Origin of the sequence: Paenibacillus silvestris (assembly GCF_009882985.1) — a bacterium.
Lineage (GTDB): Bacteria > Bacillota > Bacilli > Paenibacillales > NBRC-103111 > Paenibacillus_E > Paenibacillus_E silvestris.
The window spans coordinates 240,163-267,161 of the sequence record NZ_WTUZ01000014.1; the positions used below are offsets into that span (position 1 = coordinate 240,163).

At 46.9% G+C, this 26,999-nt stretch carries 21 protein-coding genes, 1 tRNA gene, 1 other RNA gene and 2 riboswitches; of the genes, 2 read left to right on the forward strand and 21 right to left on the reverse strand.

Annotated elements, in window-relative coordinates; genetic code table 11:
* Positions 1 to 190: 190 nt before the first annotated feature.
* Positions 191 to 293: riboswitch (purine riboswitch) on the reverse strand.
* 146 nt (positions 294 to 439) lie between these two features.
* From GQF01_RS10965 to GQF01_RS11030, 14 genes are all read right to left on the reverse strand, one after another.
* The gene (locus tag GQF01_RS10965; RefSeq protein WP_161406815.1) at positions 440 to 2,992 is read right to left on the reverse strand and encodes a right-handed parallel beta-helix repeat-containing protein; all 2,553 of its coding nucleotides are present in this window, start codon (positions 2,990 to 2,992) and stop codon (positions 440 to 442) included.
* A gap of 82 nt (positions 2,993 to 3,074) precedes the next feature.
* Positions 3,075 to 3,160: riboswitch (cyclic di-GMP riboswitch) on the reverse strand.
* Positions 3,161 to 3,171: 11 nt separating this feature from the next.
* Entirely contained in the window at positions 3,172 to 3,891 is a 720-nt protein-coding gene (locus GQF01_RS10970; RefSeq protein WP_161406816.1) for an RQC-minor-1 family DNA-binding protein, read from the reverse strand.
* 633 nt (positions 3,892 to 4,524) lie between these two features.
* Positions 4,525 to 4,890: a transfer-messenger RNA gene (gene ssrA, locus GQF01_RS10975) on the reverse strand.
* A gap of 168 nt (positions 4,891 to 5,058) precedes the next feature.
* The gene (gene smpB, locus GQF01_RS10980) at positions 5,059 to 5,541 is read right to left on the reverse strand and encodes an SsrA-binding protein SmpB (RefSeq protein WP_161406817.1); all 483 of its coding nucleotides are present in this window, start codon (positions 5,539 to 5,541) and stop codon (positions 5,059 to 5,061) included.
* A 96-nt stretch (positions 5,542 to 5,637) separates the two neighbouring features.
* Positions 5,638 to 8,859: a ribonuclease R gene (gene rnr, locus GQF01_RS10985; protein ID WP_161406818.1), complete on the reverse strand. Its 3,222-nt coding sequence runs from the start codon at positions 8,857 to 8,859 to the stop codon at positions 5,638 to 5,640.
* 58 nt (positions 8,860 to 8,917) lie between these two features.
* On the reverse strand, positions 8,918 to 9,715 hold the full coding sequence (locus tag GQF01_RS10990) for an alpha/beta hydrolase (protein WP_161406819.1): 798 nt from the start codon (positions 9,713 to 9,715) through the stop codon (positions 8,918 to 8,920).
* A gap of 74 nt (positions 9,716 to 9,789) precedes the next feature.
* Entirely contained in the window at positions 9,790 to 10,026 is a 237-nt protein-coding gene (secG, locus tag GQF01_RS10995; protein ID WP_029196004.1) for a preprotein translocase subunit SecG, read from the reverse strand.
* A 113-nt stretch (positions 10,027 to 10,139) separates the two neighbouring features.
* A complete protein-coding gene (locus GQF01_RS11000; protein WP_161406820.1) occupies positions 10,140 to 10,856 on the reverse strand; it encodes a M50 family metallopeptidase in 717 nt (238 codons plus the stop codon).
* Between the two features lie 89 nt (positions 10,857 to 10,945).
* Positions 10,946 to 12,238 (reverse strand): phosphopyruvate hydratase, encoded by a 1,293-nt coding sequence (gene eno, locus GQF01_RS11005; protein WP_161406821.1) that lies wholly within the window; start codon positions 12,236 to 12,238, stop codon positions 10,946 to 10,948.
* Positions 12,239 to 12,275: 37 nt separating this feature from the next.
* Entirely contained in the window at positions 12,276 to 13,817 is a 1,542-nt protein-coding gene (gpmI, locus tag GQF01_RS11010) for a 2,3-bisphosphoglycerate-independent phosphoglycerate mutase (protein ID WP_161406822.1), read from the reverse strand.
* A gap of 1 nt (position 13,818) precedes the next feature.
* The gene (gene tpiA / locus GQF01_RS11015; RefSeq protein ID WP_161406823.1) at positions 13,819 to 14,571 is read right to left on the reverse strand and encodes a triose-phosphate isomerase; all 753 of its coding nucleotides are present in this window, start codon (positions 14,569 to 14,571) and stop codon (positions 13,819 to 13,821) included.
* 27 nt (positions 14,572 to 14,598) lie between these two features.
* Positions 14,599 to 15,780 (reverse strand): phosphoglycerate kinase, encoded by a 1,182-nt coding sequence (locus GQF01_RS11020; RefSeq protein ID WP_161406824.1) that lies wholly within the window; start codon positions 15,778 to 15,780, stop codon positions 14,599 to 14,601.
* Positions 15,781 to 15,917: 137 nt separating this feature from the next.
* Entirely contained in the window at positions 15,918 to 16,922 is a 1,005-nt protein-coding gene (gene gap / locus GQF01_RS11025) for a type I glyceraldehyde-3-phosphate dehydrogenase (RefSeq protein WP_145668129.1), read from the reverse strand.
* A gap of 80 nt (positions 16,923 to 17,002) precedes the next feature.
* Positions 17,003 to 18,025 carry a sugar-binding transcriptional regulator gene (locus tag GQF01_RS11030; protein ID WP_161406825.1) on the reverse strand — a complete coding sequence of 341 codons (1,023 nt, stop codon included), beginning with the start codon at positions 18,023 to 18,025 and terminating at the stop codon, positions 17,003 to 17,005.
* A 233-nt stretch (positions 18,026 to 18,258) separates the two neighbouring features.
* On the opposite strand from GQF01_RS11030, the gene GQF01_RS11035 reads away from it, so the two are divergent.
* Positions 18,259 to 18,330: transfer RNA gene (locus GQF01_RS11035), tRNA-Arg, on the forward strand.
* Positions 18,331 to 18,555: 225 nt separating this feature from the next.
* Positions 18,556 to 19,137 carry an ATP-dependent Clp endopeptidase proteolytic subunit ClpP gene (gene clpP / locus GQF01_RS11040; protein WP_029195996.1) on the forward strand — a complete coding sequence of 194 codons (582 nt, stop codon included), beginning with the start codon at positions 18,556 to 18,558 and terminating at the stop codon, positions 19,135 to 19,137.
* A 471-nt stretch (positions 19,138 to 19,608) separates the two neighbouring features.
* Here clpP and GQF01_RS11045 read toward each other — a convergent pair whose 3' ends face one another.
* From GQF01_RS11045 to trxB, 7 genes are all read right to left on the reverse strand, one after another.
* Entirely contained in the window at positions 19,609 to 21,378 is a 1,770-nt protein-coding gene (locus GQF01_RS11045) for a stalk domain-containing protein (RefSeq protein WP_161406826.1), read from the reverse strand.
* Between the two features lie 217 nt (positions 21,379 to 21,595).
* A complete protein-coding gene (locus GQF01_RS11050) occupies positions 21,596 to 21,865 on the reverse strand; it encodes an HPr family phosphocarrier protein (protein ID WP_028555561.1) in 270 nt (89 codons plus the stop codon).
* Positions 21,866 to 22,013: 148 nt separating this feature from the next.
* On the reverse strand, positions 22,014 to 22,946 hold the full coding sequence (whiA, locus tag GQF01_RS11055; protein WP_161406827.1) for a DNA-binding protein WhiA: 933 nt from the start codon (positions 22,944 to 22,946) through the stop codon (positions 22,014 to 22,016).
* 5 nt (positions 22,947 to 22,951) lie between these two features.
* Positions 22,952 to 23,935 (reverse strand): gluconeogenesis factor YvcK family protein, encoded by a 984-nt coding sequence (locus GQF01_RS11060; RefSeq protein WP_161406828.1) that lies wholly within the window; start codon positions 23,933 to 23,935, stop codon positions 22,952 to 22,954.
* Between the two features lie 31 nt (positions 23,936 to 23,966).
* Positions 23,967 to 24,854, reverse strand: a complete 888-nt coding sequence (rapZ, locus tag GQF01_RS11065; protein WP_127458363.1) for an RNase adapter RapZ — start codon at positions 24,852 to 24,854, stop codon at positions 23,967 to 23,969.
* An 84-nt stretch (positions 24,855 to 24,938) separates the two neighbouring features.
* Positions 24,939 to 25,886, reverse strand: a complete 948-nt coding sequence (locus GQF01_RS11070; protein ID WP_161406829.1) for an ROK family glucokinase — start codon at positions 25,884 to 25,886, stop codon at positions 24,939 to 24,941.
* A 154-nt stretch (positions 25,887 to 26,040) separates the two neighbouring features.
* Positions 26,041 to 26,988 (reverse strand): thioredoxin-disulfide reductase, encoded by a 948-nt coding sequence (trxB, locus tag GQF01_RS11075; protein WP_161406830.1) that lies wholly within the window; start codon positions 26,986 to 26,988, stop codon positions 26,041 to 26,043.
* Between the last annotated feature and the right edge of the window lie 11 nt (positions 26,989 to 26,999).

A 26,999-nucleotide genomic window follows, 5' to 3' on the forward strand; every position in this document is an offset into this window, starting at 1 on the left:
CAAACTTCTTAAACAAATTAGTTTCCCCCTTGATGTTTGATACACTCGATGAATGATAGCCCAACAATTAGTCTACAAATAAAAAATGCCCTCTACACTAGACCCAGACCAGGAGCTAGACTTAGAGAGCAAAAGTATAAAATTAAGCAAAATAAAGCTTTTGCCAAATGAGGCGTTGGTCACAAACCAAATTCCCTATACTTTAACTCGAAGTCCAGTTCATTTTGGGGAACCAGGTAGAGACGCCCAGACCCTATTACCGAGCATATACGAGTTATCCATTTTAATTGTTTATTATGTTAGGAGTATAGCAAAATCATAGAGGAATCTCAAGTTAAAACCGAATAATAATTATAAAAGTTTATGTAATGTTCGTAATTTGGCAAAATTCATAACCCCATCTTAAGCATCATCGGTGGACATAAGGTCGTTTCTTTCTCTAATTCAAAACATAGGAAGACATACTTCCGGCAACCGGTAACTGGTTGCTTGCAGAGTCACTCCAAATAAATCCCAGTTGAACCGTACTGCCAACACTTATGCCGAGCAACGTCTGCGGAATCGCAATTTCAATGACTGTATCATTTGCAGAATAATTAGTTTGACTCACAAAGCCTGTCACTTTCGTCCATGACCAAGTTGATCCATTCCCGCTATAGCGGTAGAGAGTCCCATTCTCCACCATAAAATCTGCGCCGCTTGAACTCCAATTTTTCACAGCAAAACCACTGGTTCCATTGTTATCAGAGTTAATATAGATTTGACTTTTACTTGTTAAACTGCTCCCCTGAACAAGCAAGTACAGATTAGATGTATGATGGAATGCTTTCATTCCCTTGGCTTTCGAACTGCCTGAACTTAGCTCCTCTACTGTGCTCCAGTCAGTCGCATCCCCGTTAACTGTAATAACAGTTGGTGTTGGTGCTGGCGTTACCTCTGTTTGATTATTACTGCCTATGGGAATAAGTGACCCACTGAGTGGTAGTTTATCCGTTTTGGAATCATTCAACATATAACCAACTTGAATAGTTTCACTATTTACTGCTGCCAGATTAGACAAAGGAATAGCCACTTCAAGAATGCCATTTATTGCAATATAAGCTTTCGTATCCTTGTAATTGGCGACCTTCGTCCATGACCACGTAATTCCGTCTGTTCCGCTGTAACGATATAACGTCCCATTCTCCAGCAAATAGTCAGCTCCGCTGGCACTCCAGTTGGGATTCTGAAAACCAGTTGAAACATTTTCATCTGTGTTGAAATAAAATTGGTGCTTCGTCATTGTGCCATTCCATTGTGCATAAAGATTCAAGTTCGCATTTTCAATGTTTGCTTTCAGCACGGTTGCGTTGGAAGTACTTTGACTCAAGATAGGGGTTATTGCCCAATCGGTTGCATTTCCATCTATCGCAATGGAGGAAACAGGATTTACGGGGATAGATGCCGATGTAGACTCATCTGCCCCAATATCAATGGTAACACCCTGAATTCTAGCCGACCCTTCATAATCATCAGCTGCACTAGCAAATGCACTAGCTAAACCCTTATCGATAGCAGGAGAATCTGCCAGTAAGTTAAAATTATTCGCGGCCTTGTTTACAAACCTTGGCTCAGCGAAGAGAGAGTGGGCATCGTTACCTGAGGCAGCTTGATAGGAATCCCACGTTGTATAGGTTTTACCTTGCCACGCCCACACTCCGTTATTCATTCCGCTTGCTGTGTAGTACAAATTGTAATCAAGAATATTGGCCGAACCGCTTGTGTTCTTCTTGCTTATCAATGTTTTTTGGGATTGGCTATAAATAATGTTGTTTTTAAGACTGTTATTTACTAGATTCCATTGTAAGGCGATATTTCCATACCCCTGTACCAACGTATCATTTTCTACAAAGGTGTTATTTACAATTTGATTGTTACTTGCTCCGCCACGTGTTGAAGATGAACCTCCCATAATAAGGCCTGCCCCATAATTATGATGAATCCAATTATTTTGGACTTTAATAGAGCTTGTGGCTTTACCTGCTTTTTCACTTGCCAGTTCAATACCAAAGTCATTTGCATACACATGATTCTTCTCTATTACGATGTTGGTAGCGCCATCTGCATAAATACCTCCCGCCGCATGAACGCCTGTACGGTAAGCAGGGTTCTTGGAGGAATCAATATGGTAAACGGTATTCTCAGCTACTCTTCCATTCCGCGTTTGGTCTACACACGAACTGGAACATGCTCCGTAAAATCCGGCTAGTTCAATACCGATATTGTTATTATCATGGACTTTATTACGTGCAATTTCGAAACCATCAATATTACCACTTAATGTTAGGGACTCGCTCCAACCTGTAACCAGATCGTGGATATCGTTTCCGTTGATTGTAAGATTGGTTATTGCGGTTGCACTGTTTCCTAGTACATGAATACCGTGAGCATTACCGCTGCTGGATGTATTCTTAATATCATGAATATGATTACTCAGAAGTTGGATGTTTGTACTGCCGTTAGTCACACGGATTGCCGCAGGGTCTAATGAACTGCTTGTAGCAACTAAATTAGCAAGTTCAAAACCGCTTACTCTGATGTAATTTACTTTAGAAATATAAAATAAAGACTGATTAGAACTCGTTATGTTTAGACCTGTACCATCAATAACAGGCGTTTCCCCGGAGTAATTAAGGAATTGAATATAGCCTCCGCTCGCTGATCCTGATGACTTGATTGTAACCAATTCGCGGTAAGTTCCACCTCTAACATATACCGTATCTCCAGCGGTGACCACATCCGCCGCTCTCTGAATTGTTTTCCATGGAGCCGCTAACGTTCCAGCGTTACTATCGTTCCCAGATGTAGAGACATAATAAATGTTCCCACCTGCAGCTCGGACAGTGAGCGACGAGAAAGCAGCCACAAATAGGCTCAGAATCAGAAAACTTGCCATGAATGTAATTACAGTTGTGCTTAGATAGCTAATTTCTCGTCTTTTGGTTACATTCATCTCGTAGCACCTCATTCTTTGTGATAAAAAAAGGAATAAGATACCGAAGAGCTACATCCGTATGGTCCACGAATTCGTCTGCTTCGGCAACTGGCGAGCAACTCTTTGTTAGAGGAAGCCCCTATAGCTTTGCGACCCTTGATTTCCCAAGGTTTGCCTTTTCGGTAATATGCATTCAGTTAGACTTTTTCCAAACAGTTCGAACACCTTTCTGGAAACCGTAACCCTTCACTGGTGTAATAATCTGGATTCGTTTCATCGAATAAGAAAGGAGTGCCACATTGCTGACATGCCATGATAATCGGATCACTCGTGCGGATAAGCAATGATTTAGCCCGTTCCCGTTTTAAACGCTCCCATTCCGGATTTTCCAATTCATCCAGCTGCTTCAACAATTCGATTACCTTCCGAATCTCAGCCTGAACTTTCTTGAAATCAATATTTTCCCATTGAGTCAAATAAGGTATGTACTTCTGGTTCCCGGAGCATAAAATTTTGTACAGGAACAAGAAAACCAATTCCCTGTTACGTCCTTTCAAATATTCCATGCTGATCGGAATAATGTTGTTCTCAATCCAACGATCCCATTCCTGTAGAAATTCTTCGGCACGTCGTTCTCTTTCGACTGCCCAGCCGCGCGAAGAGAATACGATCATGGGCAGCTTGCCGCGCATCTCGACTTCTAGAAATCCGGTGTCAATCATCTGATCCACCTTAACCATGATCTGATCCAAGGAAAGGCCGCTGTAGAAACCGTACGAAGGATTTTGATCTAACCCCAGCTCCAACAGTTTTTGCTCTTTCGAGCCTTTCAAAATTTTAGAGAGCAACGTCCGCCCGCCTTCGGCGATGATATCGTCGGCAGCCCTCAGAATTGCCCGCAATTCGAGTTCCAGCAATGGTACATCCCCCCCCTTTCATTGAATCATCAGTTGCACCGACATATCCTTTATAAAAGTGAGCATCTACATACGAGCGGCGTAAGTTCAATCTATTAGCCATACTCATGTCCGTCAAATGATTCAGCATATCCAGATATAATAGAATTAAACGGTCTCAGCTTTGAAAACATTATATCATGGGCATTATGATGTAAAAACAAATAGTATGCTTTCAGCGGACTCCTAACACCCTTCCTGGGTCCGGCCAGCGCGATCGCTTTAGATATAATACAGCGCTAAAACGATGACTACCCTAGCGGTACATTTCAATGCCGTGCTCCTCCGCTTAAGCTTCGGTCCGCGCGGACTGAACCCCTAAGGGGTTCTCCTCCCAATACACGCCATACAAAAGAAAAAAGCACCCTCAAAGGGTGCTTTCTCTTTTTGTATGGAGGTGAGGGGAGTATTGAAATGTCCATCTAACTTGCTAACGAAGCTCACTCACCGATGACTACCCTAGCGGTACATTTCAATGCCGTGCTCCTCCGCTTACGCTCCGGTCCGCGCGGGCGAACCCTAGAGGGGTCAACTCCCTACTCTCACCACCATTAAAACAAAAAAGACACCTCGAAAGGTGTCTTTTTCATGCTTTAATGGAGGTGAGGGGAGTCGAACCCCTGTCCGAAAATATTGCCACACAGGCATCTACGGGTGTAGTCACAGTTTTGATGTCACCCGAGCATCGCCCCGTAACCGGCTATGCGTTGGGTCAGCCTGATTGTCTTCCTACGCAAGGCCCCAGGCGGAGACCAAACGTCGTATCCCACTATAGTTGAGCCCCTATCCCAGTCACATGGGCGATGCTGAGTAGAAGCACGCTAACAGGTTATTAAGCTGCTAAAGCGTAGTTGTTTTGTGTTTTGCCATTTAATAGGCTTTAGCGTTGTTATAGTGGACGCGTCCCCACTACCCGCAACCCGCGCTCAAACTATCCCCGTCGAATCCAAGAACACCCCCGGATTGCCTTCATTTCCGCCGATAAAGCGGAGAAGGTGAAAGACGAACTGTTGAGGCCAAATCGCTTTTTAAAACAATAACCAATCGCCGTAGAGATAGTATAACACAAGCTGTCCAAAAAATAACGCTCAGGTTTGTGGAAGTCAAGGTGCTGCTTACCAATACGGATTATCTAGCAATCTTCTGCTTCTCGCGCAGCGCACGTTGAATATCACGTTGTGCATCTTTTTTCGCTGCCGATTCCCGTTTGTCGTACTGCTTCTTCCCTTTGCCAATGCCGATCAGAAGCTTAGCGTATCCATTGCGGATATACACCTTCAAAGGCACAAGAGTATAACCTTCCTGCTTAGCCTGCCCCAACATCTTAGCAATCTGCGCCTTTTTCAAGAGCAGCTTCCGCGTTCGAGTTGGATCATCTGGATTACTTCGGTTACCCTGATCAAAAGGACTAATATGCATATTATGAACAAAAGCTTCCCCATTGCGTATTGTCGAAAAGCTATCGCCAATGTTCGCTTTAGCCATCCGTAAGGATTTGATCTCCGTGCCGGTCAAGACAAGACCAGCTTCGTACGTTTCCTCAATAAAGTAATCGTGTGAAGCCTTTTTATTCTGGGCAAGCACCTTGCCATCTGCCTTCTTCGTTGCCACGTGAGATCCTCCTCCCGCACGTTCCTATGCAGGTAAATACTTCTACAATGTGCATCCTATTGTAGCAAGATCAAGCCCGAAAAGCAAGAAGCGGCGTTATTTCCGCCGCTTCTTGCTACCGCCACCGTCGCCGTCACTCCGGCGACGACCACCCTTGGCGAGCGCGTTCACGCCGCTCGCCCAATCACTACCGCCGCTGCTGCGCTCTGCAGCGGAACCGCCACCCGCTTGGGCTTCGCCCCCAAGCGCAATGCCTCCGCGGCCGCGCTTGCCTTCGCCGCGCCCAGAGCCGCTATCTGTCCGCCCTGCGCCGACAGATTCAAGTCTCGAGCTCAAGCTACCGCCTTCGCTCAGCTTAGGACTACGCGCCTTCCCGCGACCACCGCTGGCTTTGCCACGGTTTTCGCTCCACGGCGTGTTACCGCCTTTTCCGCGGCGCGATTTGCCCTGCCCAGCGCCTTCGCTTCGCTCTTGACTTGCTCTTGCACCCCCAGCGCCTTCACTTCGCTCTTGACCTGCCCTTGCACGCCCAGCGCCTTCGCTTCGCTCTTGACCTGCCCTTGCACCTCCAGCGCCTTCACCACGCTCTTGACCTGACCTTGCACGCCCAAAGCCCTCGCCACGGTCTTGCCCCTCTTTCACACGTCTAGCGGCACCCTCAATACGATCTTGCCCTGATCTCCTAGATCTAGCTGCGCCTTCTATCCGCTCTTGCCCTTCTCTCACACGTCCGTCAGCACCCTCACGAGACGCTCTTCCTTCTTGCCCTTCTACACGGCTACGCCCCGCTCCTGCACGTCCTGCCGTGCCTTCACCACGCTCTTGACCTGGTCTCGTTCGCCCTGCACCGTAAGCTCCGCTTTCACTACGCCCTTGACCCGCTCCTGAGCGTCCAGCTCCGCCTTCACTACGCCCTTGACTCGCTCCTGCACGTCCTGCTCCGCCTTCACTACGCCCTTGACCCGCTCCTGAGCGTCCAGCTCCGCCTTCACCACGCCCTTGACCCGCTCTTGCGCCTTCTCCGCCACCCTGAGACTTAGCAAAGCCGCCTTTACCTTTGGTATAGCCGCCCTTGCCCTTCTCCGGCTTGCCTTTACCGCCACGGAAGCCCTTAAAGCCAGCCGCCCCTTTGAACGGTTTGCCGCTCCCGCCACCGCGGTTAAAGCTGCCCTCTTTGCGAGGCTTCATGTCCAGCAATTCAAAATCAATCGTATGCTCCTCCATATTCACGCGAGCCACACGAACTTTAATTTCATCCCCGATTCGATAGATCTTGGACGTACGTTCCCCAACGAGAGCAAACTGTCTCTCATGGAAATTGTAATAATCATCTGTCAGATCACTTAACCGGATCAAACCTTCTACAGTATTATCAAGCTCTACGAACATACCGAACCCAGTTACGCTAGAAATAATACCTTCGAACTCTTCGCCGACTTTATCAATCATATACTGAGCTTTCTTGAGTGCCTCTGTTTCACGCTCTGCATCTACAGCAACACGCTCGCGTTCCGATGACTGTTGAGCAATATCGCTCATGCGGGAAGCTAGATATTCATGACGAGTATCCGACAGCGTACCGCTTTCCAGCACTTCGCGAATGACCCTATGAATGATCAGATCGGGATAACGACGAATCGGAGAGGTGAAGTGCGAGTAGAATTCCGCCGCCAAACCAAAATGCCCCAAGCTCTGCGCATCATAACGAGCCTGCTTCATCGAACGCAGCATGACTTTGCTAACGACAGTCTCCTCTGGTGTTCCCTTGATATCTTCCAATAAGCTCTGCAAAGCACGCGGATGTACAGAGTTGCCCTTCCCTTTGACCGCATAACCAAAGTTCGTCACGAACTCCATGAAATTCATCAGCTTCTCAGAATCAGGATCTTCATGGACACGATATAAGAAAGGCACTTTCATCCACGAAAAATGTTCAGCAACGGTTTCATTCGCAGCGAGCATGAACTCTTCAATCATCATTTCCGCGACAGAGCGCTCTCTTTTCACGATATCGGTCGGTTTACCGTCCGCATCTACGATAATTTTAGACTCATCAAAGTCAAAATCAATCGCACCGCGCTTCATCCGTCTGGAACGCAGTCTAGCTGCCAGTTCTTCCATCCTCTTGAAATCTTCCATCAAATAGTCATACCGCTCTACAAGCTCAGGCTCAGCCTCACCCGTTAGCAGCTTACGCACATTCGTATAGGTCATACGTTCACTAGTTTTAATTACACTTGTAAAAATCTCATGATTTACGACTTTGAGGTCCTCATCGAACTCCATTTCGCAAGACATCGTTAAGCGGTCTACTTTCGGGTTAAGTGAACAAATCCCGTTCGATAGACGGTGTGGCAGCATTGGAATAACGCGATCCGTTAAATACACAGAACAGCCGCGGTTATACGCCTCAATATCCAGCGCGGTGCCTTCACGGACATAGTAGCTTACATCAGCGATATGAACGCCTAAGCGGAAGTTACCATTTTCCAATAACTCTACGTTTACCGCATCATCCAAATCCTTGGCATCTTCACCATCAATGGTGACAATCCGTTTCGACCGGAGATCGCGGCGCCCTTGGCCAATGATCTCTTCCTCCGTAATCGAATCCGGTGCAGCCTCCGCTTCTTCCAATACGTCCTCTTTGAAAGCCTCAGGCAGCTGGAACTTGCGCACAATCCCCAGGATATCAACGCCCGGATCATCTTTATGACCAAGGACTTCAATGACTTCCCCTTCAGCCGCAGAGCGACCTTCTGGATAATTCACAATCTTTACAACGACCTTCTGCCCCGTGACAGCACCATTAAAAGCATGCTGAGGAATGAAAATATCTCTCGTCACACGCTTATCATCAGCAATAACGAACGCATACGTATCCTGCGACTGAAACACTCCCACAATCTGCGTATTAGCACGCTTAATCACACGCACGACTTCGCCTTCCAAGCGGCCCCCGCCTTGGCTTCTGGATGTCACTTTCACGAAAACAATGTCACCGTTCATAGCGGTATTCAAATCATGCGCATTAATATAAACATCCGGGTGCTCCCGATCTTCCGGAATTAAGAATGCGAAGCCTTTGGCATGCGCTTGCAGTCTTCCCCTTACCAGGTTCATGCGTTCTGGCACGCCATAACGGTCATTCCCGCCTCGAACGACGTGACCGCTTTCCTCTAATTGATTCAATAGTTTAATAAAATCCTTGAACTCTTCCGCTCCTGTAATCTGGAAATGCTTTTCGAGCTCTTTATAGGACATAGGCTTATAAGCCTCATCTTGCATCAAACTAATAATATCTTGATTTGTTATCATATTGTCTCTTCACCTTCTTGTTGTTGTTGAGCATCGTTCCTACGTCATCGTTCCTACGTCACCGTACCCGTTCCTTTACTCCATAGTATGCCACTTGTAGAGAAAGGATAAACGCTGCAATATCGGCATAAACAAGCTCTCTCTCCTGATCCAGCAGCAAACCGTGCGATGACTTCGCATAATAGCGAAGCTCTTTACTTTGGGAGCGAATGCGTTCATATAGAAACGCTGCGCTTCCCTGATGGACGACACCATCCTTGCCACCCTGCCCGATCCATATCGGCGCTTCCACTTGAGGCAGCAAACTTTTTACATGTTTCAAAAGCTTACGCAAACTAACGACGCAGCGAATCGGCGTTTTGGTATATGCACATGACTCATCTAATAGCGTGGAGAATGTTTTGGGCTTCTTATTTATGTATTTGATAAAATACTGCATAATGACCGCCAGCGCAGATTTTCTTGACGTAAGGAAAATCGGCGTAGCCAGCGAAACCACACCCGCCACTTGACGTTCGACCGCCAGCTTAAGAGCCAAAAGCCCACCCATCGAATGCCCCATTACGACGACATTTTTGCATTTCGCTGCAAGCGCGTCGTAATTCTCCAGCACATGCCCATACCAATCCGTCCATCCGGTCCGTAACATATCTTCCGGTGAAGTCCCATGTCCGGGAAGCCTCACTGCCTGGATGGTGTAGCCCTCATCCCGCAGTTCATACCCGATCCGTCGAAATTCGGACGGGGATCCCGTGAACCCGTGAATCATTAATATGCCTGTCGTTTGCTTCGCACCATTGCCTGTCCAGAAAAAAGGCTCGGTCGATTTATAAACTTTGCTTTCGATGATAAACATCTCCTACCTATAACCCGTTTAAAATGAAAAAACAGCAGGAGTAGATTTCCCCTGCTGTTATCGTTTTATGTGTGTTAGGCCTTCACTACGTATGCTACGACAATGGAAAGAATGAAAAATGCAGCAGCAAGCCCCATCGTGAAACGGGACAAGAAAAGTTCTAAACCTCGTGCCTTTTGTTTACCAAATAAGTGCTCCGCACCACCAGAGATGGCTCCGGACAAACCTGCGCTCTTACCTTTTTGAAGAAGAACAATCGCAATTAATCCGACTGAAGCTATGATCAACAAAATTTTCATAAAGATTACCATGTTTATTAGCACCCCAATTGCCTGTACTTTTGCTTATATAACTAGCATGAGTATTTTAACACAGTTCGTCCTAGATTACAATAACAGAGGTTTTCAGACGTTTTTCTTACGTTCTAGTCACGATAGGAATACGCGGATGACTCGCGATTGGCGCTTCTTGGCCACTTGTTCCGCCCCAGAAAAGCTTGAACCGCTCGCTTCGCGCACCACAACGCAAAGAGCGTAAAGATAATCGCCCACACCATCGTCGGAACCCCCGTATGAAGCGCCAAATTCGTGGCATCTCCAGCTTGGCGTGTATTTCTCGACGCAGCCTGGATCAAATAAATAGGTCCGAACACCGACTCCTCTAGGCATAAGAAAGAGAGCAACAAGTAATAGAAGTTGCGCAGCCATTTCAGAGGAATAGCCATCATAATAATCGTCAAGGCAATAAAACCGATTAAGAACATGATGCCGAAGCCATTGCGAACGAATAAGAGCAAGGAAATGGTGGATATCGCGATCATGACCAGAAAGCCGATCTGCTGCTTCCCTCTAGCAAAGGCTGAGAACAGGAACCAAGCAAATACGGAAGCTGTCGTATACCCCGCCAAAGCCACTGGAATGATCGACCACGACCTAGCCTGAGAAATCGCTGACAGCGTTACTCCGCTATGGTTGGCGTACAGCTCGATGCGCTGCACTTGACCAGACAGCGCCAGTGTCACCACCGCGTGCCCAAACTCATGAACCATGGTATCCAGGTTACGAAAAAAAGAAGAGGGGATCCAATGCGTGAGCAATGCGGAACCTATCAGAAATAAAATAGTCTTCACCCAATTGCTCATTACAATGACCCCCTCGGTCGCTCAGGCAGATGATGACCGAAGTCACCATCCAGCCTCAGCTGTTATTTAGTTATTTATTACGAGCCAACTTATTTAAAGTTTCTCAAGTTGTAAAAAGCTTTTTTGCCTGCATATTGAGCTACGCTGAACAACTCGTCTTCGATACGAAGAAGTTGGTTGTACTTCGCAACGCGGTCTGTACGGGAAGGTGCACCTGTTTTGATTTGACCAGCGTTTGTAGCTACTGCGATATCAGCGATTGTGCTGTCTTCGCTTTCGCCGGAACGGTGGGAAATAACAGCTGTGTAACCAGCGCGTTTAGCCATTTCGATCGCATCAAAAGTCTCTGTAAGCGTACCGATTTGGTTCACTTTTACCAAGATGGAGTTACCGATGTTTTGCTCGATACCAGTGGAAAGACGCTCAGTGTTCGTAACGAACAGATCGTCACCAACGAGTTGAACTTTGTTACCCAATTTCTCAGTAAGCAATTTCCAACCTTCCCAGTCATCTTCAGAACAACCGTCTTCAACTGTGATGATTGGGTATTTATCAACCCATGCAGCAAGGAAGTCAACCCACTCAGCGGATGTGAAGGATTTGCCTTCGCCTTCAAGTACGTATTTACCGTCTTTGAAGAACTCCGTGGAAGCAACGTCCATACCCAAGAATACGTCAACACCTGGTGTGTAACCAGCTTTTTCAATCGCTGTAAGGATGGTTGTGATCGCTTCTTCGTTGGATGTGAAGTTAGGAGCGAATCCGCCTTCGTCGCCAACAGCTGTGTTAAGGCCTTTGTCTTTCAATACGGATTTCAAGCTATGGAAAATCTCTGCGCCAATGCGAAGAGCTTCTTTGAAAGTAGGAGCGCCAACTGGCAGAACCATGAACTCTTGAACGTCAACGTTGTTGTCGGCATGCGCCCCACCGTTGATGATGTTCATCATTGGAACTGGAAGTGTTTTGGCGTTGAATCCACCAAGGTATGTGTACAAAGGAACATCCAAAGCGTCAGCAGCAGCGCGAGCTACAGCCATGGAAACAGCTAGGATTGCGTTAGCGCCTAATTTTGCTTTGTTTGGAGTACCGTCAAGCTCGATCATTTTCGTGTCAATACCAACTTGATCAAGTGCATCCAAACCAATGATTTCAGGAGCGATGATTTCGTTTACGTTCTCAACGGCTTTCAGAACGCCTTTACCAAGGTAACGACCTTTGTCACCATCACGAAGCTCAACAGCCTCGTATGCGCCTGTGGATGCGCCTGATGGAACGATAGCACGGCCGAAAGCGCCGGACTCTAGATAGACTTCAACTTCAACCGTTGGGTTACCGCGGGAATCCAATACTTCGCGTGCATAAACATCAGAAATAATAGTCATTGTAGAAAACACTCCTTTTATATAATTAATTTAGTTACTATTTCTTAAGGATTGTAGTCCCGGTCATTTGTTCCGGTTGTTTAACCTCTAAGAAGTCGAGCATTGTTGGGGCAATATCTGCCAAAATTCCGCCGTCTCTTAGTGTAACAGATTTGTCCGTAACAATAAAAGGGACCGGATTCGTTGTATGTGCCGTGTTGCGTGAACCGTCTGCATTCGTGACGACGTCAGCATTCCCGTGATCAGCCGTGATGCAGACAACTCCGCCTTTGGCGAGAATAGCTTCCACCACTTTGCCCAGACACTCGTCAGTTGCTTCGATCGCTTTCACCGTTGGCTCCAGCAAGCCGGAGTGACCAACCATGTCAGGGTTTGCGAAGTTAAGGATGATCACATCATGACGTTCAGCTTCGACCTCTTTCACAACCGCTTCAGCCAGCTCGTAAGCGCTCATCTCAGGCTGAAGGTCATAGGTAGCAACCTTCGGCGAAGGAATAAGCAAGCGAGTTTCGCCTGGCAGTTCCGCGTCACGACCGCCGCTGAAGAAGAATGTTACGTGCGGATATTTCTCCGTTTCCGCTGCACGAAGCTGTTTCAGACCGTTCTGAGCCAGCACCTCGCCAAGCGTATTGTCGAGATCCTTCGGTTTGTAAGCTACGAAGCCGTCTACGGACTCGCTGAACAATGTCAGACAGACGTAGTACAAGCTCTTAGCCACTTTAGGACCACGATCAAAGCCACGGAAGTCTTCATTCGTGAAGACTTGAGAAAGCTGAATCGCACGGTCCGGACGGAAGTTGAAGAAGATGACCGCATCGCCGGATTCAACAAGGCCTACCGGTTTGCCATCTTCAGTACCAACAATAACCGTTGGCATAACGAACTCGTCGAAGATGGACTTCTCATAGGATTCAACGATAGCTTTCATTGGATCGGTGTAGGCCGGACCTTCACCATAAACCATGGCGCGGTAGGATTTCTCCGTACGCTCCCAACGTTTATCGCGATCCATTGCATAATAGCGTCCTTGAACGGTCGCAATTTTGCCTACTCCTACTTCGGAAATCTTCTTCAGAAGGCTCTCCATGTAGCTTTTCGCAGAATCCGGAGCCACGTCGCGGCCGTCGAGGAATGCGTGGATGTACACTTCATGGAAATCTTCTTTCTTAGCTAGATCGAGCAAAGCGAACAAATGTTGAATGTGGCTATGCACGCCGCCATCGGAAAGCAGACCGTACAAGTGCAGCTTCTTTCCGTTTGCTTTCGCATGACGAACAGCGCCGACAATCGTTTCGTTGTCGTAGAATTCACCGTCACGAATCGATTTGGAAATCCGCGTCAGATCCTGATAAACGGTACGGCCAGCGCCGATATTCAGGTGTCCTACTTCAGAATTCCCCATCTGGCCTTCAGGCAAACCTACAGCTTCACCGCAAGCAATTAAAGTTGTATGTGGATAACTTGACCAGTAACGGTCATAGTTAGGCTTTTTGGCATGAGCAACGGCATTCCCCTGCTCTTCCGAGCGAAGTCCGAAGCCATCGAGAATGATGAGTGCTACCGGTTTCGGTCTGGACATCTTACTTCGCCCCCTGGATGAGTTGGATGTAAGAAGCAGACTCTAAGCTTGCACCACCAACAAGTGCGCCATCGATATCAGGTTGTGCCATGTATTCAGCAATGTTGTTAGGCTTCACGCTGCCGCCGTATTGGATGCGAACTGCATCTGCTACGGATGCGCCGTACAGGCCGCTCACAACTTCACGGATGTAGCCGATAACGTCTTGAGCATCAGCAGCCGTGGAGGACTTGCCAGTACCGATAGCCCAAATTGGCTCGTAAGCGATAACCACTTGTGCTGCTTGCTCTGCGCTAAGACCAGCAAAAGCCGCTTCTGTTTGCACTTTGCAAACATCTTTCGTTTGACCCGCTTCGCGCTCTTCCAGCTTCTCACCTACGCAAAGGATCGGTTTCAAGCCGTGTCTGAAAGCCGAAATGACTTTCTTGTTCACGATTTCGTCTGTTTCAGCGAAATAAGCTCTACGCTCGGAATGACCGATAATGACATATTCCACGCCAAGATCTTTCAGCATTGCGCAGGAGATTTCGCCTGTGAAAGCGCCATTGTCTTCGAAATGCAGGTTTTGTGCGCCTACATGCACGTCCGTGCCTTTCGTAGCTTCAACCAGTGCTGGCAGGCTCGTGAAAGGAGAACAAATTACGCTTTCTACACCTTCAACTGTGCTGCCTTTTACTTCGTTTACAAAGCTAACCGCTTCGGAAACAGTTTTGAACATTTTCCAGTTACCCGCGATAATCGGTTTTCTGCTCATTCGGATATGCTCTCCTTTGAAAATAAATTATTTATCGTTCAAGGCTACAACGCCTGGCAATGCTTTACCTTCCATGAACTCCAAGGAAGCTCCGCCGCCTGTGGACATGTGGTTCATTTGCTCAGCCAAGTGGAATTTCTCCGTTGCTGCAGCAGAATCTCCACCGCCGATTACTGTGTACCCTTCTGTTGTTGCACAAGCTTGTGCTACTGCACGTGTACCATGGGAGAAAGGCTCAATTTCAAATACGCCCATCGGTCCGTTCCAAACAACCAATTTGGATTTCGCGATAACGTCTGCATAAAGTTCACGTGTTTTAGGTCCGATGTCAATGCCTTCCCAATCCGCAGGAATGCTGTCGATATCAACGATACGCGTGTTCGCATCTGCGCTGAATTTATCCGTAACAACGATATCTACTGGAAGCAGGAAGTTAACGCCTTTTTCTTTGGCTTTTGCAATAAAGCTAAGCGCCAAATCAAGTTTCGAATTGTCTAGAAGTGATTTGCCGATTTCATAGCCTTGTGCTTTCAAGAATGTATAGGACAGACCGCCGCCGATCAAGACGTTGTCTGCAATGTTCAGGAGGTTTTCAATGACAGCGATTTTGTCTTTCACTTTGGATCCGCCGACGATCGCTGTGAAAGGACGCTCTGGGTTGTTCAACGCTTTGCCAAGAACATCAAGCTCTTTCTCCATCAAAAGACCGGAAACAGCCGGGATGTAAGCAGCGATGCCTGAAGTGGAAGCATGTGCACGGTGAGCAGCACCGAATGCATCATTCACGAACAGATCAGCTAGATCAGCGAAAGCTTTTGCCAATTCAGGATCATTTTTCTCTTCGCCTTCGTTGAAACGAACGTTTTCAAGCAAGAGAACGTCGCCATTTTCAAGCGCATCCACTTGTGCTTTCACGATTTCACCAACAGATTGATCCGCTTTGATCACGTTTTGACCAAGAAGCTCAGCCAATTTTGCAGCAACAGGTGTTAAACGTAGCTCTTCAACCACTTGTCCGTTTGGACGGCCAAAGTGCGCAGCAAGAATAACTTTAGCGCCTTTTTCTACCAAGAATTTAATCGTAGGGAGCGTTTCTCTGATTCGTGTATCGTCAGTGATTTGACCATTCTCTACAGGTACGTTGAAATCAACGCGGACGAATACTCTTTTACCAGCTACTTCAACATCGCGAACACTTTTCTTACTCATAAGTTAAAGCCTCCTGAACGTGTATGGTTTACTTCCGTACTTCCTGCTACCGATCAACCTTATATAAGCAACAATCGCACATAAAGAGGAGAATCGCTTCTCCTCTTCATGTGGTTGTTAGTGTGTGTTATATGAAATTACAGACCTTTTTTCGCGATGAAAGCTGCCAAGTCAACTACACGGTTGGAGTAGCCCCACTCGTTGTCGTACCAGGAAACTACTTTCAGCATGTTGTCGCCAACTACCATTGTGGACAAAGCATCAACTGTGGAAGATGCTGGGTCACCATTGAAGTCGCTGGATACAAGCGGCTCTTCTGTGTAGTTCAGAATGCCTTTAAGAGGGCCTTCGGAAGCTTGTTTCAGAGCTGCGTTAACTTCGTCAACAGTTACGTTAACTTTAAGTTCAACAACCAAATCAGTTACGGATACGTTAGGTGTAGGAACACGCATAGCCATACCGTTCAATTTGCCTTTAAGTTCTGGAAGAACCAGACCGATTGCTTTTGCTGCACCAGTGCTGGAAGGAATGATGTTCTCAGCTGCTGCACGAGCACGACGAAGGTCTTTGTGAGGAACGTCAAGCACGGATTGGTCATTTGTGTAAGAGTGAACAGTCGTCATCATACCTTTTACGATTCCGAAGCTATCGTTGATAACTTTCGCGAAAGGAGCCAAGCAGTTTGTTGTACAAGACGCGTTGGAGATGATTGTGTGAGCTGCTGGATCGTATTTGTCTTCGTTTACGCCAAGTACGATTGTGATATCTTCGTCGGAAGCAGGAGCGGAAATGATAACTTTCTTAGCTCCACCTTTCAAGTGAAGGGATGCTTTTTCTTTCGCTGTGAAGATACCAGTGGATTCAACAACGATTTCAGCGCCTACAGATGCCCATGGCAGGTTCCCAGGGTCACGCTCAGCAAAAACCTTGATGGAACGACCGTTAACGATCAATTCGCCTTCGCCAGCTTCAACTGTTGCGTCTAGTTTACCGTGAGTTGTGTCATATTTAAGCAAATGTGCCAATGTTTTAACGTCAGTCAAATCATTTACTGCCACGATTTGTACTTCTGTGCTGTTCAAAGCTGCGCGAAACACGTTACGACCAATACGTCCGAAACCGTTAATACCTACTTTTACCATAGCGAATTCCTCCTAAGATTAAAAAAGATTTTATTTATTTCAAAACGCAGCTGGTACAAGCCCACGTTATGATGTCTCATTTACACATGTTTCATAATTTCAATTGCTGCCGCTTCATCCGTTACCAGCACATCTTCTTGCCCATGCCTTAGAACGGAAGCGATCGCTTCGCCCTTGCTTTTACCGCCTGCTACGCCAATCACGACTTCTGTCCGCTGCAGATCCTCGAGCCGAAGCCCGACTGTAGGCATCTTGTGCACGACATTTCCTTGGCGGTCAAAATAGTACCCGAATGCTTCCGCCAGAGCGCCATCGCTTTGCAAGCTCCGAGTTGTATCGGCATCTACCTTACGCCTTCGAGCCATGACCATAGCATCTCCGATACCGTGAACTACGATGCGACAACTGCGAACAGCGTCAACAACTTCCTGAATCTGTGGATCTTGGATAAGGGTCTGGTACGCTTCCTCGCCTAAATGATCCGGCACATGAAGCAGTCTGTATTTCCCGCCTGTCTTCTTAGCCATAATAGATGCGATCGTATTTGCCTGCATATCCACGCTTTCGCCAAGTCCACCGCGAGCCGGTACGAACCAGTTGCCTTTCATGGAAGAGGAAATCGTCAGGTTATTCGCAATCTGCGCCATCGTAGAGCCGCCAGTTACCGCAATAATGTCGCCTTTGGCTACATATTTGCGCAATGCCGCTGCCCCAGCGCGACCAAGCTCCTTCTTCGTAAAGACCGAAGTGTCCGTGTCGCCAGGAACTACAATGACTTGCGAGAGACCGTACGCTTTCGCGATGCTTTCTTCCAAATCCGTCAATCCAAAAGCGATCTTGATGATCGGCAGCATATCTTCGAGCAGTTGACGACCGGACTCACTGATCTTCATTCCCGAAGCATCCGATTCCAAAAGCCCCTGCTCCTTAAGGAAGTCAACTTCTCCGCGGAGCACCCGCTCCGTCATATCGAGCGAAGAAGCTAGCGTTCTGCGTCCGACAACACCAGAGACTAAGATATGATGCAGAATCGAGTAACGCTTCTTCATGATGTCCATGAGATCCGGCAAGAGCTTTTTCTGAATGTCTAGAATTTCTCTCATATAACGACGTTCGACGCTCCTGATCCAGTGATGGACGTTTTATGTCCCGGGTATGCGTTTTGCGTCCCACCCGGGCGAAAAAAAATCGCCTTACACGCTTATTATAACCAATATCCCTTTAACATTCAACAATTGTTCAAACAATTTCAACAAAATGTGCTGTAAGGGCTTACGGTATTGCTTTTTATCCAGAGGTGACATATAATAACCCTTGCTTCGCTTTTTTGAAACATGCGCCCGTGGTCCAATGGATATGACGTAGGCCTCCGAAGCCTGAGATAAAGGTTCGATTCCTTTCGGGCGCGTAAACAACGTGAATAACAGAGAAATATCAGAGAAATCAGTCAGCCGACTGATTTTTTTTAATGTTAGTTTGACCTTCCTTGACCTTCGAAGGTTTTTTCGTTATCATACTTGTAGATACTGTAAATAGTATGTACACGGGAGATCAATTTCATAACTCATAGCATGACATTGGCCCCAGGCATCAATCTTTTCAACCATCTACCCACCCCAAGGAGGTCATTCTCATGAGTTTTATCCCTATGGTCGTCGAACAGGACGCACGCGGTGAAAGAGGATATGACATCTACTCTCGCTTGCTGAAAGACCGCATTATTTTCTTAGGCACGGGTGTCAACGATGTTGTGGCAAACTCCATCATTGCTCAGTTACTTTTCTTGGCCGCACAAGATCCTGATAAAGATATCTCGCTATACATTAACAGCCCTGGCGGTTCCATCACAGCCGGTATGGCGATCTTCGACACGATGCAGTTCATCAAGCCGGATGTCTCCACGATCTGCGTAGGTATGGCTGCTTCGATGGGCGCTTTCCTTCTAACAGCTGGCGCCAAAGGCAAGCGTTACGCGCTTCCGAACAGTGAAGTCATGATTCACCAACCGCTTGGCGGCGCTGAAGGTCAAGCCTCCGACATCGAAATTCGCGCGAAGCGTATTTTGAAAATGAGAGATAACCTGAACAAAATCCTTGCAGAGCGCACAGGACAAACGTTCGAGCGCATCGAAAAAGATACAGACCGCGACAACTTCATGAGCGCTGCAGAAGCAGCCGAGTACGGACTCATCGATAAAGTGATCGAGCGCGTCTAATACAACAAAAATACCAGCTTGCATATCTGCTCTTCTGAGCGGCCGTGCGGCTGGTTTTTTATTGTTTGGCTGGTTCATCCTTCATCTTCATCCTTCATCCTTCCTCATCCTAGGCCTTGCCCCCTTCTTCCTATCCTGCACCCCCTAACGGACATGACAGCCTCTATTTATCACTTTTAGCCTCCAAATCTGATTTATCGGACTCCAGAGCCGTTACTTGCCACAAATAGCTCTATTAACGGATAAAACCTGTTAAATAACGTCCCTACAGTCCGATAGCTCTTCAGTTTCAAGCAAATAGCAATGAATAACAGCTCGCGTGTCCGTTACACTACGAAATCTTCTGCCGCGCACCTCATTTGACTTCCTGCCGCACCTGCAGCAAACAAAAAAGAGCCCCAGAGGCTCCTCTCCGCCGAAAATCTTCCGATTCTCCAAGCGATAAGGGTCTCCAAGGCTCTTAATCATCAATTACTTCTTATCATCCAGTGGATAGAAGATAAGGTCAATCGGGAACGCTGAGCCAGCCGGAGGCGTGAACTCGATATCCAGCGCGTCTTCCGTACCTGTGGTACGAGCCAGCACTTCCATGCCGTCAAACGCTGTAATTACACCGGAATACGGAACTGGAATGATCTCACCGTTAATTTTGAACGGCCCTTTGAACACGCCGCCTCTAGCCATAATCATAACAGCCATTTTGCGCGGCTTATCCGTATGGATTTTATAAACCACACCATAGTTTCCGCCATTCTCTACGTTCTGCTTGCGCATCACGTCATAACCTTTGACGAATGGATCGGTCTTGTTATCGCCTATCGTCAGCACAGATGTTTTGGCAAAGTTCGCCGCATCAATGTCCCACTTGATCTCCGATACCGGGAATGTTCCCCTCACATGACCATTGAAGGCCAACAAAGGAAGTTCTTTCACTGTATTAGACGTTAACTTTTGATCCGTAACCGCGAAAGACATTTGCAACTCGCCATCTGTTTCCACATCATAGAATAAATTCACGCCTTGCCCTGGATAAAAGTCTGGAAGCTTCGCGTACACGTAAGTCTCGTGTGGAGCAACCGTCATTTGATCTGTATACACATTGTTCAATAGGAAGTCTACAGAAGCTTCACTGCCGATCAAATTAGCGTAAACGGAAGGGTAGACCTCACCTTTATTCGTCGTCTTGATTGTTACCGGTTTATCTGTATTATTCGTGGCGAAGATCGCCATCGTCATTTTTTGCTGTGTCCCATTGATATGGTCGGCATATAATCGCGCTTTGCCGTTGATTTTATCCTGATACAGAATCCCTTTTTCCGTAAACTCTTCAGGACTATCGCTCACCAGCAGCGTGCGGCCAGGAACCTCTGTTACTTTCCTTGGAAGCAGCGGAAGATCATTAAAATGAGACCAGATTGTTCCCCAATCCGATTTAATGAAACTGCCCACTGGTGTCATATAGATGGGGTATTCAACTTCACTCAAATAAGATTCATTCACAACTGTTACATAGCTTTTAAATAGCTTACTTTCGTGTCCATGGCCATCTTTCACAGTTAAAGTGACCGGATATTTACCTGGTTTAAAGAACGCTTCTTGTTTGCCAACCCAATCAAAGGACGCAATCCCTTCTGCATCCGGATCGTAGCTCAAGTCCAGATACTTCACAGGCTCTCCAAGACGGTACGTAGGCTTCGCAGTTGCAAACTTGGCTACGGGTCTAGAATTGCTGTCTTGATCAATGTAGATGCCCTCAGGCGTCTTAAAGTGGACAATCTCTACACGGCGCAGTTCATTGTTGTACGTATACTTCGCGCCCATGTAATCGGCAAGCCATGTCAGTTTAACCAGAAGCTTACCATTCACAATCGCAGCAACCGAATTAAAAGGCGTGTCTGTGCCATTTGTTGTAACTGTTTTGTGGTCGGCGTCCAGCACGATATTGTAGCCCGGAGGTGTCATTTGAATCGTCCGGGAATCATTATTCCACTCTACCTTGAACCCCATGGTGTCGCCCAAGAATTTGGCCGGAACGTACGTGCTTCCGTTAATTATAGTAGATGGTGCATCCAAATGAACCTGTTCCTCGTTCACGAATGCTTCTGCCTTATCGATATAAAGTAAAATAAAGGACGAACTCGCCGATACGGCATGCGCTGCAGGTGCAGATATCGCACTAGCTAGAAACACGACCAAAGCGAGCATAACTGTAATCTCTTTCTTTAAAGCATTCCATTTCATTCTCTCTATAACTCCTTTTGCCTTAGTTTGTGAGGTATGCGAGATAGAGGGCAAAGCAAATAGCCCTTTCCTTCATTGACCACGTTCATTAGACGCCGCCAAGAGAAAAAGGTTGCTAATTCTTCTAAATGTTAACAAGATGGACACTTCTTAACCGTGACTACCGGAGCAGCGGTTAATTGCAAAAAAGCCTCCTCGAAAGGAAGCTTTTGAAGGATTATTGGTTTTCCAATTCTTCCTTGCTAACTAACGTGACTAAAGCGTTTACAGCCTGCTCTGCATCCGAACCTTCTGCACTTATGAAGACTTCGGTCCCTGTGCTGATCGCGAGACTCATAATTCCCATGATGCTCTTGGCATTCACTTTCTTCTCATCTTTCTCAACAAAAATCTCAGATGAAAACTTATTCGCCTCTTGAACAAACAATGCCGCAGGTCTGGCATGAAGTCCTGTTCTCAACTTCACAACGACTGGACGTCTGGACATGGAACTAATTCCCCCTAGTGTGGCGCTTATATGAATTACTACTGATAACAGTGCTATTCCTTATGTTATAACATTATACCATTTTTCCCTCAAGTACACTAGAAAAAATGAGAAAAACTTATTTACATCGTGTTCAATCCCATAAAAGCTAGGAATTTCGCTGTTTTTCAGCCAATTCGTCTATTTTTCGCAGACGATGATTGACACCGGATTTACTGACGCTGCCCTTGAGCATATCGCCAACTTCCTTGAGATTCAGATCAGGATGCTGAAGTCTAATTTCGGCAACCTCTCTGAGCTTCTCAGGCAAACTGTCAAGTCCAATCTCTCTTTGCAAAAGACGAATGTTCTCGATCTGTCTTACCGCAGCTCCGATCGTCTTGTTCAGGTTCGCTGTTTCGCAATTGACAATCCGATTCACCGAGTTCCGCATATCCTTCATGATCCGGACGTCCTCAAAGCGCAGTAGCGCTTGATGAGCCCCAATAATGCTAAGAAACTCAATGATCTTCTCACCTTCTTTGATGTACAGCACGAACCCTTTCTTACGCTCGATAAAGCGGGCATTCAAATCGAATTTGTTAGCGAGATTCGCCAGCGCCTTACAATGCTCTTCATAAATCGAGGCAATTTCAAGATGATAAGAGGATCCCTCGGGATTATTCACCGAGCCGCCAGCCATGAAAGCTCCGCGGAGATAAGCACGTTTGCAGCAGTTGCCTTTAATAATCTCTTTGTTGATTCCTGTCGTAAAGATAAACCCTTCAGAAACGATTTTCAGATCACTGAGCAGCTCTTGCACTTGACCAGGTACTCTAACAATATATACATTATTCTTCTTCAAACGCATTTTCTTGCGCACGAGCAGTTCTGTGTGCAGTTTGTACGTCTTCTTGATGAGCGAGTATATACGTCTGGCGATAGCAGCGTTTTCGGTGGAAACATCGAGAACAACGCGTTGGTTCGTTAACTGAACCGATCCATTCATGCGAATCAAAGCAGATAGCTCCGCTTTTTCACAACACGCTTCCGCTTCGGTTATTAAGGTCAATTCTTTTTTGGTTGTTGCCGCAAAGGACATGAGACTCACTTCTTCCTTGACATCCAGCTTTCGACAAGCTGATAAATATGGTCACTCAATTTCTCAGCGTCATGACGAAGGTATGTGCGGAACAGCACAAGTCGGTCAGCAATGACCTGATACCCTCTTTTCGTGACTTCGTCCAAATCCAAGTGAACCGCTTTCGAACCTTTTTCGGCATATCTCGCCTGAACTTGCGGTGGAATTTCGCCATTGTTTACGATGACATAATCAAATAGGTGCTGCTTGAGATGATCATACACCGCATCAAGGTGATCACTGACCGAGTAGTCGTCGGTTTCCCCAGGCTGCGTCATCACATTGCAAATGAACATTTTGACGGCATTCGATTTCGCAATCTCCTCGGCAATACCGGGAACAAGCAGATTAGGCAGCAAGCTGGTGTATAAACTGCCTGGACCGCATAGAATCGCATCCGCATCGCGAATAGCAAGAATTGCGTCCGCAAGCGGCGTCACGTTAGCCGGTTCAATGAACACGCGCTTAATGCGTCCTTGCGCTTTTGGAATTTTGGATTCCCCTATGACTAAAGTACCATCTTCCATGATCGCTTTCAACACGATAGCTTGGTTGGAAGCTGGAATAACCCGTCCCCGAACCGCGAATACTCGGTTCATCTCTTGCACGGCCGTTACGAAATCACCGGTTATGTCAGTGAGAGCCGCTAATATTAGATTTCCCAGACTGTGTCCAGCTAAACCTGTGCCCACCTGAAATCGATACTGCAGCATTAAAGACAGCAGTGGTTCGACATCAGCAAGCGAGGTCAATACATTTCGAATATCACCCGGAGGGGGCATCTGCATCTCATTTCGGAGAATACCAGAGCTTCCTCCATCGTCGGCTACCGTTACGATAGCTGTAATATCAACTGGCTTTTCCTTCAAACCTCTAAGCATTACTGAAAGCCCTGTGCCGCCGCCGATTACGACTATTCTAGGAGTGCGCTGTGATTTTTCATGTTTCATCCTTCATTCACCCTCTTAATCGTTAGGACGCTTATACCCGGTCCCGCTCGGCATCTCGATGACTCAAACGCACAGCTTCCGTTTCACTGTTCCCCAGAACTTTACCCAGGTATTCGGTAATCGCTACGGAACGATGTTTCCCTCCTGTACAGCCTATCCCTACTACGACTTGGCTTTTGCCTTCCTTCTTGTACTGAGGCATTAAGAAGTTCAGCATATCAAGCAGCTTCGTAAGGAACTCTTGCGTCTCGGTCCATTTCATCACGTAGTCGTACACATCGGGGTCTTGACCTGTCTGCGGGCGAAGCTGTTCCACATAGTGGGGATTCGGCAAGAAGCGAACATCGAAGATTAAATCAGCATCAATTGGTACACCATACTTAAATCCGAAAGAGATTACATTTATAGATATGCGATTGGTTTCCAAATTGGTAAACCGGGAAATAATTCTTTCTTTGAGCTGCACCGGCTTAAGCGTACTAGTGTCAATAACTTGAGTAGCAAGACCTTTTAGTTCCTCTAATAGCTTGCGTTCAAGCCCAATGCCTTCAAGTGGAGCACCTTCAGGAGCAAGTGGATGGCGACGCCGGCTTTCTTTGTAACGTTGAACAAGTGTCGCATCGGTAGCATCTAAGAAAAGAATTTCATAACTTAACGTGTAATTCTCGTGGATATATCGTAGCGACTCCTGAAGTGCAGTGAAAAATTCACGCCCCCGCAAATCAATCACCAGTGCGACTTTGCCGATTTTCCCCATCGACTGTACGATCAACTCAGCGAATTTAGGAATAAGGACAGGCGGTAAATTATCGACGCAGAAAAATCCTAGATCTTCGAGACTCTGCACCGCAATTGTCTTTCCAGCACCCGACATTCCTGTAATAATGACCAGTTTCGCTAAAGGGTGGTTCTCTTCCATGAATGACACCTTCCTTTGGAGTGCTTTCGCAGGCTGAAGTCCCCGCCATCAGCCATACGAACCTGATCTTGTCAATCTAGCATTCTAGCGTAAGTTCAAACCGGCAGCGCCTACAACGCCAGCATCATTACCAAGTGTTGCAGCAACAATCTCAACGCCTTCAGCGGCTGCTTCTGGTGTATATTTCTTGAATGTATCACGGATTGGTTGGAATAGAATTTCGCCTGCTTTGGATACGCCACCGCCGATAATGAAACGTTTCGGGTTAACAACGACAGCTAGTGCCGCCATAGAGCGTCCAAGATAGTAAGCAGCACGGTTCACGATGCGCAGAGACACTTCATCTCCGCTTTTTGCAGCGTCGAATACATGCTTAGCTTCAATCTTCTCATGAAGGGCAAGAGAAGTACGCTCACCGCGTTCTACAGCCTCTTTGGCCATACGAACGATACCTGTTGCGGAGGATACCGTCTCTAGACAACCCATTTGTCCGCAACCACATTGAATCGCTTCGATATCAGGGACAACCGACATATGACCAAGCTCGCCAGCCATACCCGCAGAACCTTGATAAATTTTACCGTTAATAATAATACCGCCGCCAACACCAGTTCCGAGCGTATAGCAAACTACATTCGGGATCCCTGCGCCTGCTCCAGCCCATGCTTCGCCTAACGCTGCCACATTGGCATCGTTGTCGATCTTCACGGTTTTGCCTAGAAGTGTTTCCAACATTTTCTTGGCCGGGACATTATGCCAATTCAAATTTGGAGAGAATTTGACGAATCCTTCCGGAATATCCATGAATCCGGCTAGTCCTGCGCCGATACCCGCAACTTGCTCCCACTCATAAGAGGATTCTTCGACAATTTGTCGCACTTGCTGCGCAATTCGTCCAATTACTGACTCAGCGCCGTTCTCTGCGCCTGTTGGTCCTTCTAACGTTTGCAGCAGCTTCCCCTGCTCGTCGCAGATACCGACTTTGATGTTGGTACCGCCTAAATCTACACCGATATAAATCTGATTTGACATTGCAAGGTCACCTCATGAATAATCATTAAAATTTTCGGGCATATGCTCCTGCTTAAACTATAAGACAAGCCTGTATACAGGTCAAGATTCAACTCTTCGCAAGAAGAAATGAGAAAACGTGGAAAGCATAGCCTTCCACGTTTACTGTACCCTCTTACAGCGATTGACTCCAATCGTGCACAATATGGCCCTCAAGGAATTTCTCAGCTTCCAGTGCTGCTGCGCAGCCGCTTCCCGCTGCTGTGATCGCTTGGCGATACTTCGTATCTTGTACGTCACCGCAAGCGAAAACGCCAGGAATATTCGTTTCCGTCGTACCTGGCTTCACAACAATGTAGCCATGCTCGTCGGTATCAATTTGTCCGCCTAGGAATTTCGTATTCGGTGTATGACCGATCGCTACGAAAATACCATCTGTTTCGATAATTTCTTCTTCACCAGTGGTATTGTTTTTCACTTTCAGGCCAGTTACACCTTTCTCACCGGAAACAACTTCAAGTGGTGTATTGTTGAGTGCCCATTTCACTTTTTCGTTGCCGCGTGCGCGATCTTGCATGATTTTGGAGGCGCGAAGCTCATCACGGCGATGAACCAAACGTACCTCGGAAGCAAAGCGAGTCAAGAAGTTCGCTTCTTCCATAGCGGAGTCTCCGCCACCAACGACGATAATCTTTTTGCCGCGGAAAAAGAAGCCGTCACACGTTGCGCAAGTACTTACGCCGCGTCCGATATTTTCTTTTTCATTGCCGATACCAAGCAGTCTTGCGGAAGCGCCCGTGGAGATGATCAAAGTTTCTGTTTCAATCTCGCCCACACCTTCAACTTGCAGCTTAAATGGACGATTGGTTAGTTCAACCGAATTGACCCAGCCTGTTTTGAATTCAGCGCCAAAGCGTTCTGCTTGTTTGCGCATATTTTCCATTAACTCAGGACCCATGATACCTTCAGGGAAACCCGGGAAGTTCTCTACCTCTGTGGTAGTAGTCAATTGCCCGCCCGGCTCTGGTCCCTCGATAACGAGTGGGCTCAGATTAGCACGAGCTAAGTAAATGGCTGCTGTTAGACCGGATGGTCCTGTTCCTACGACGACTGATTTGTACAATTGGTTTCCCT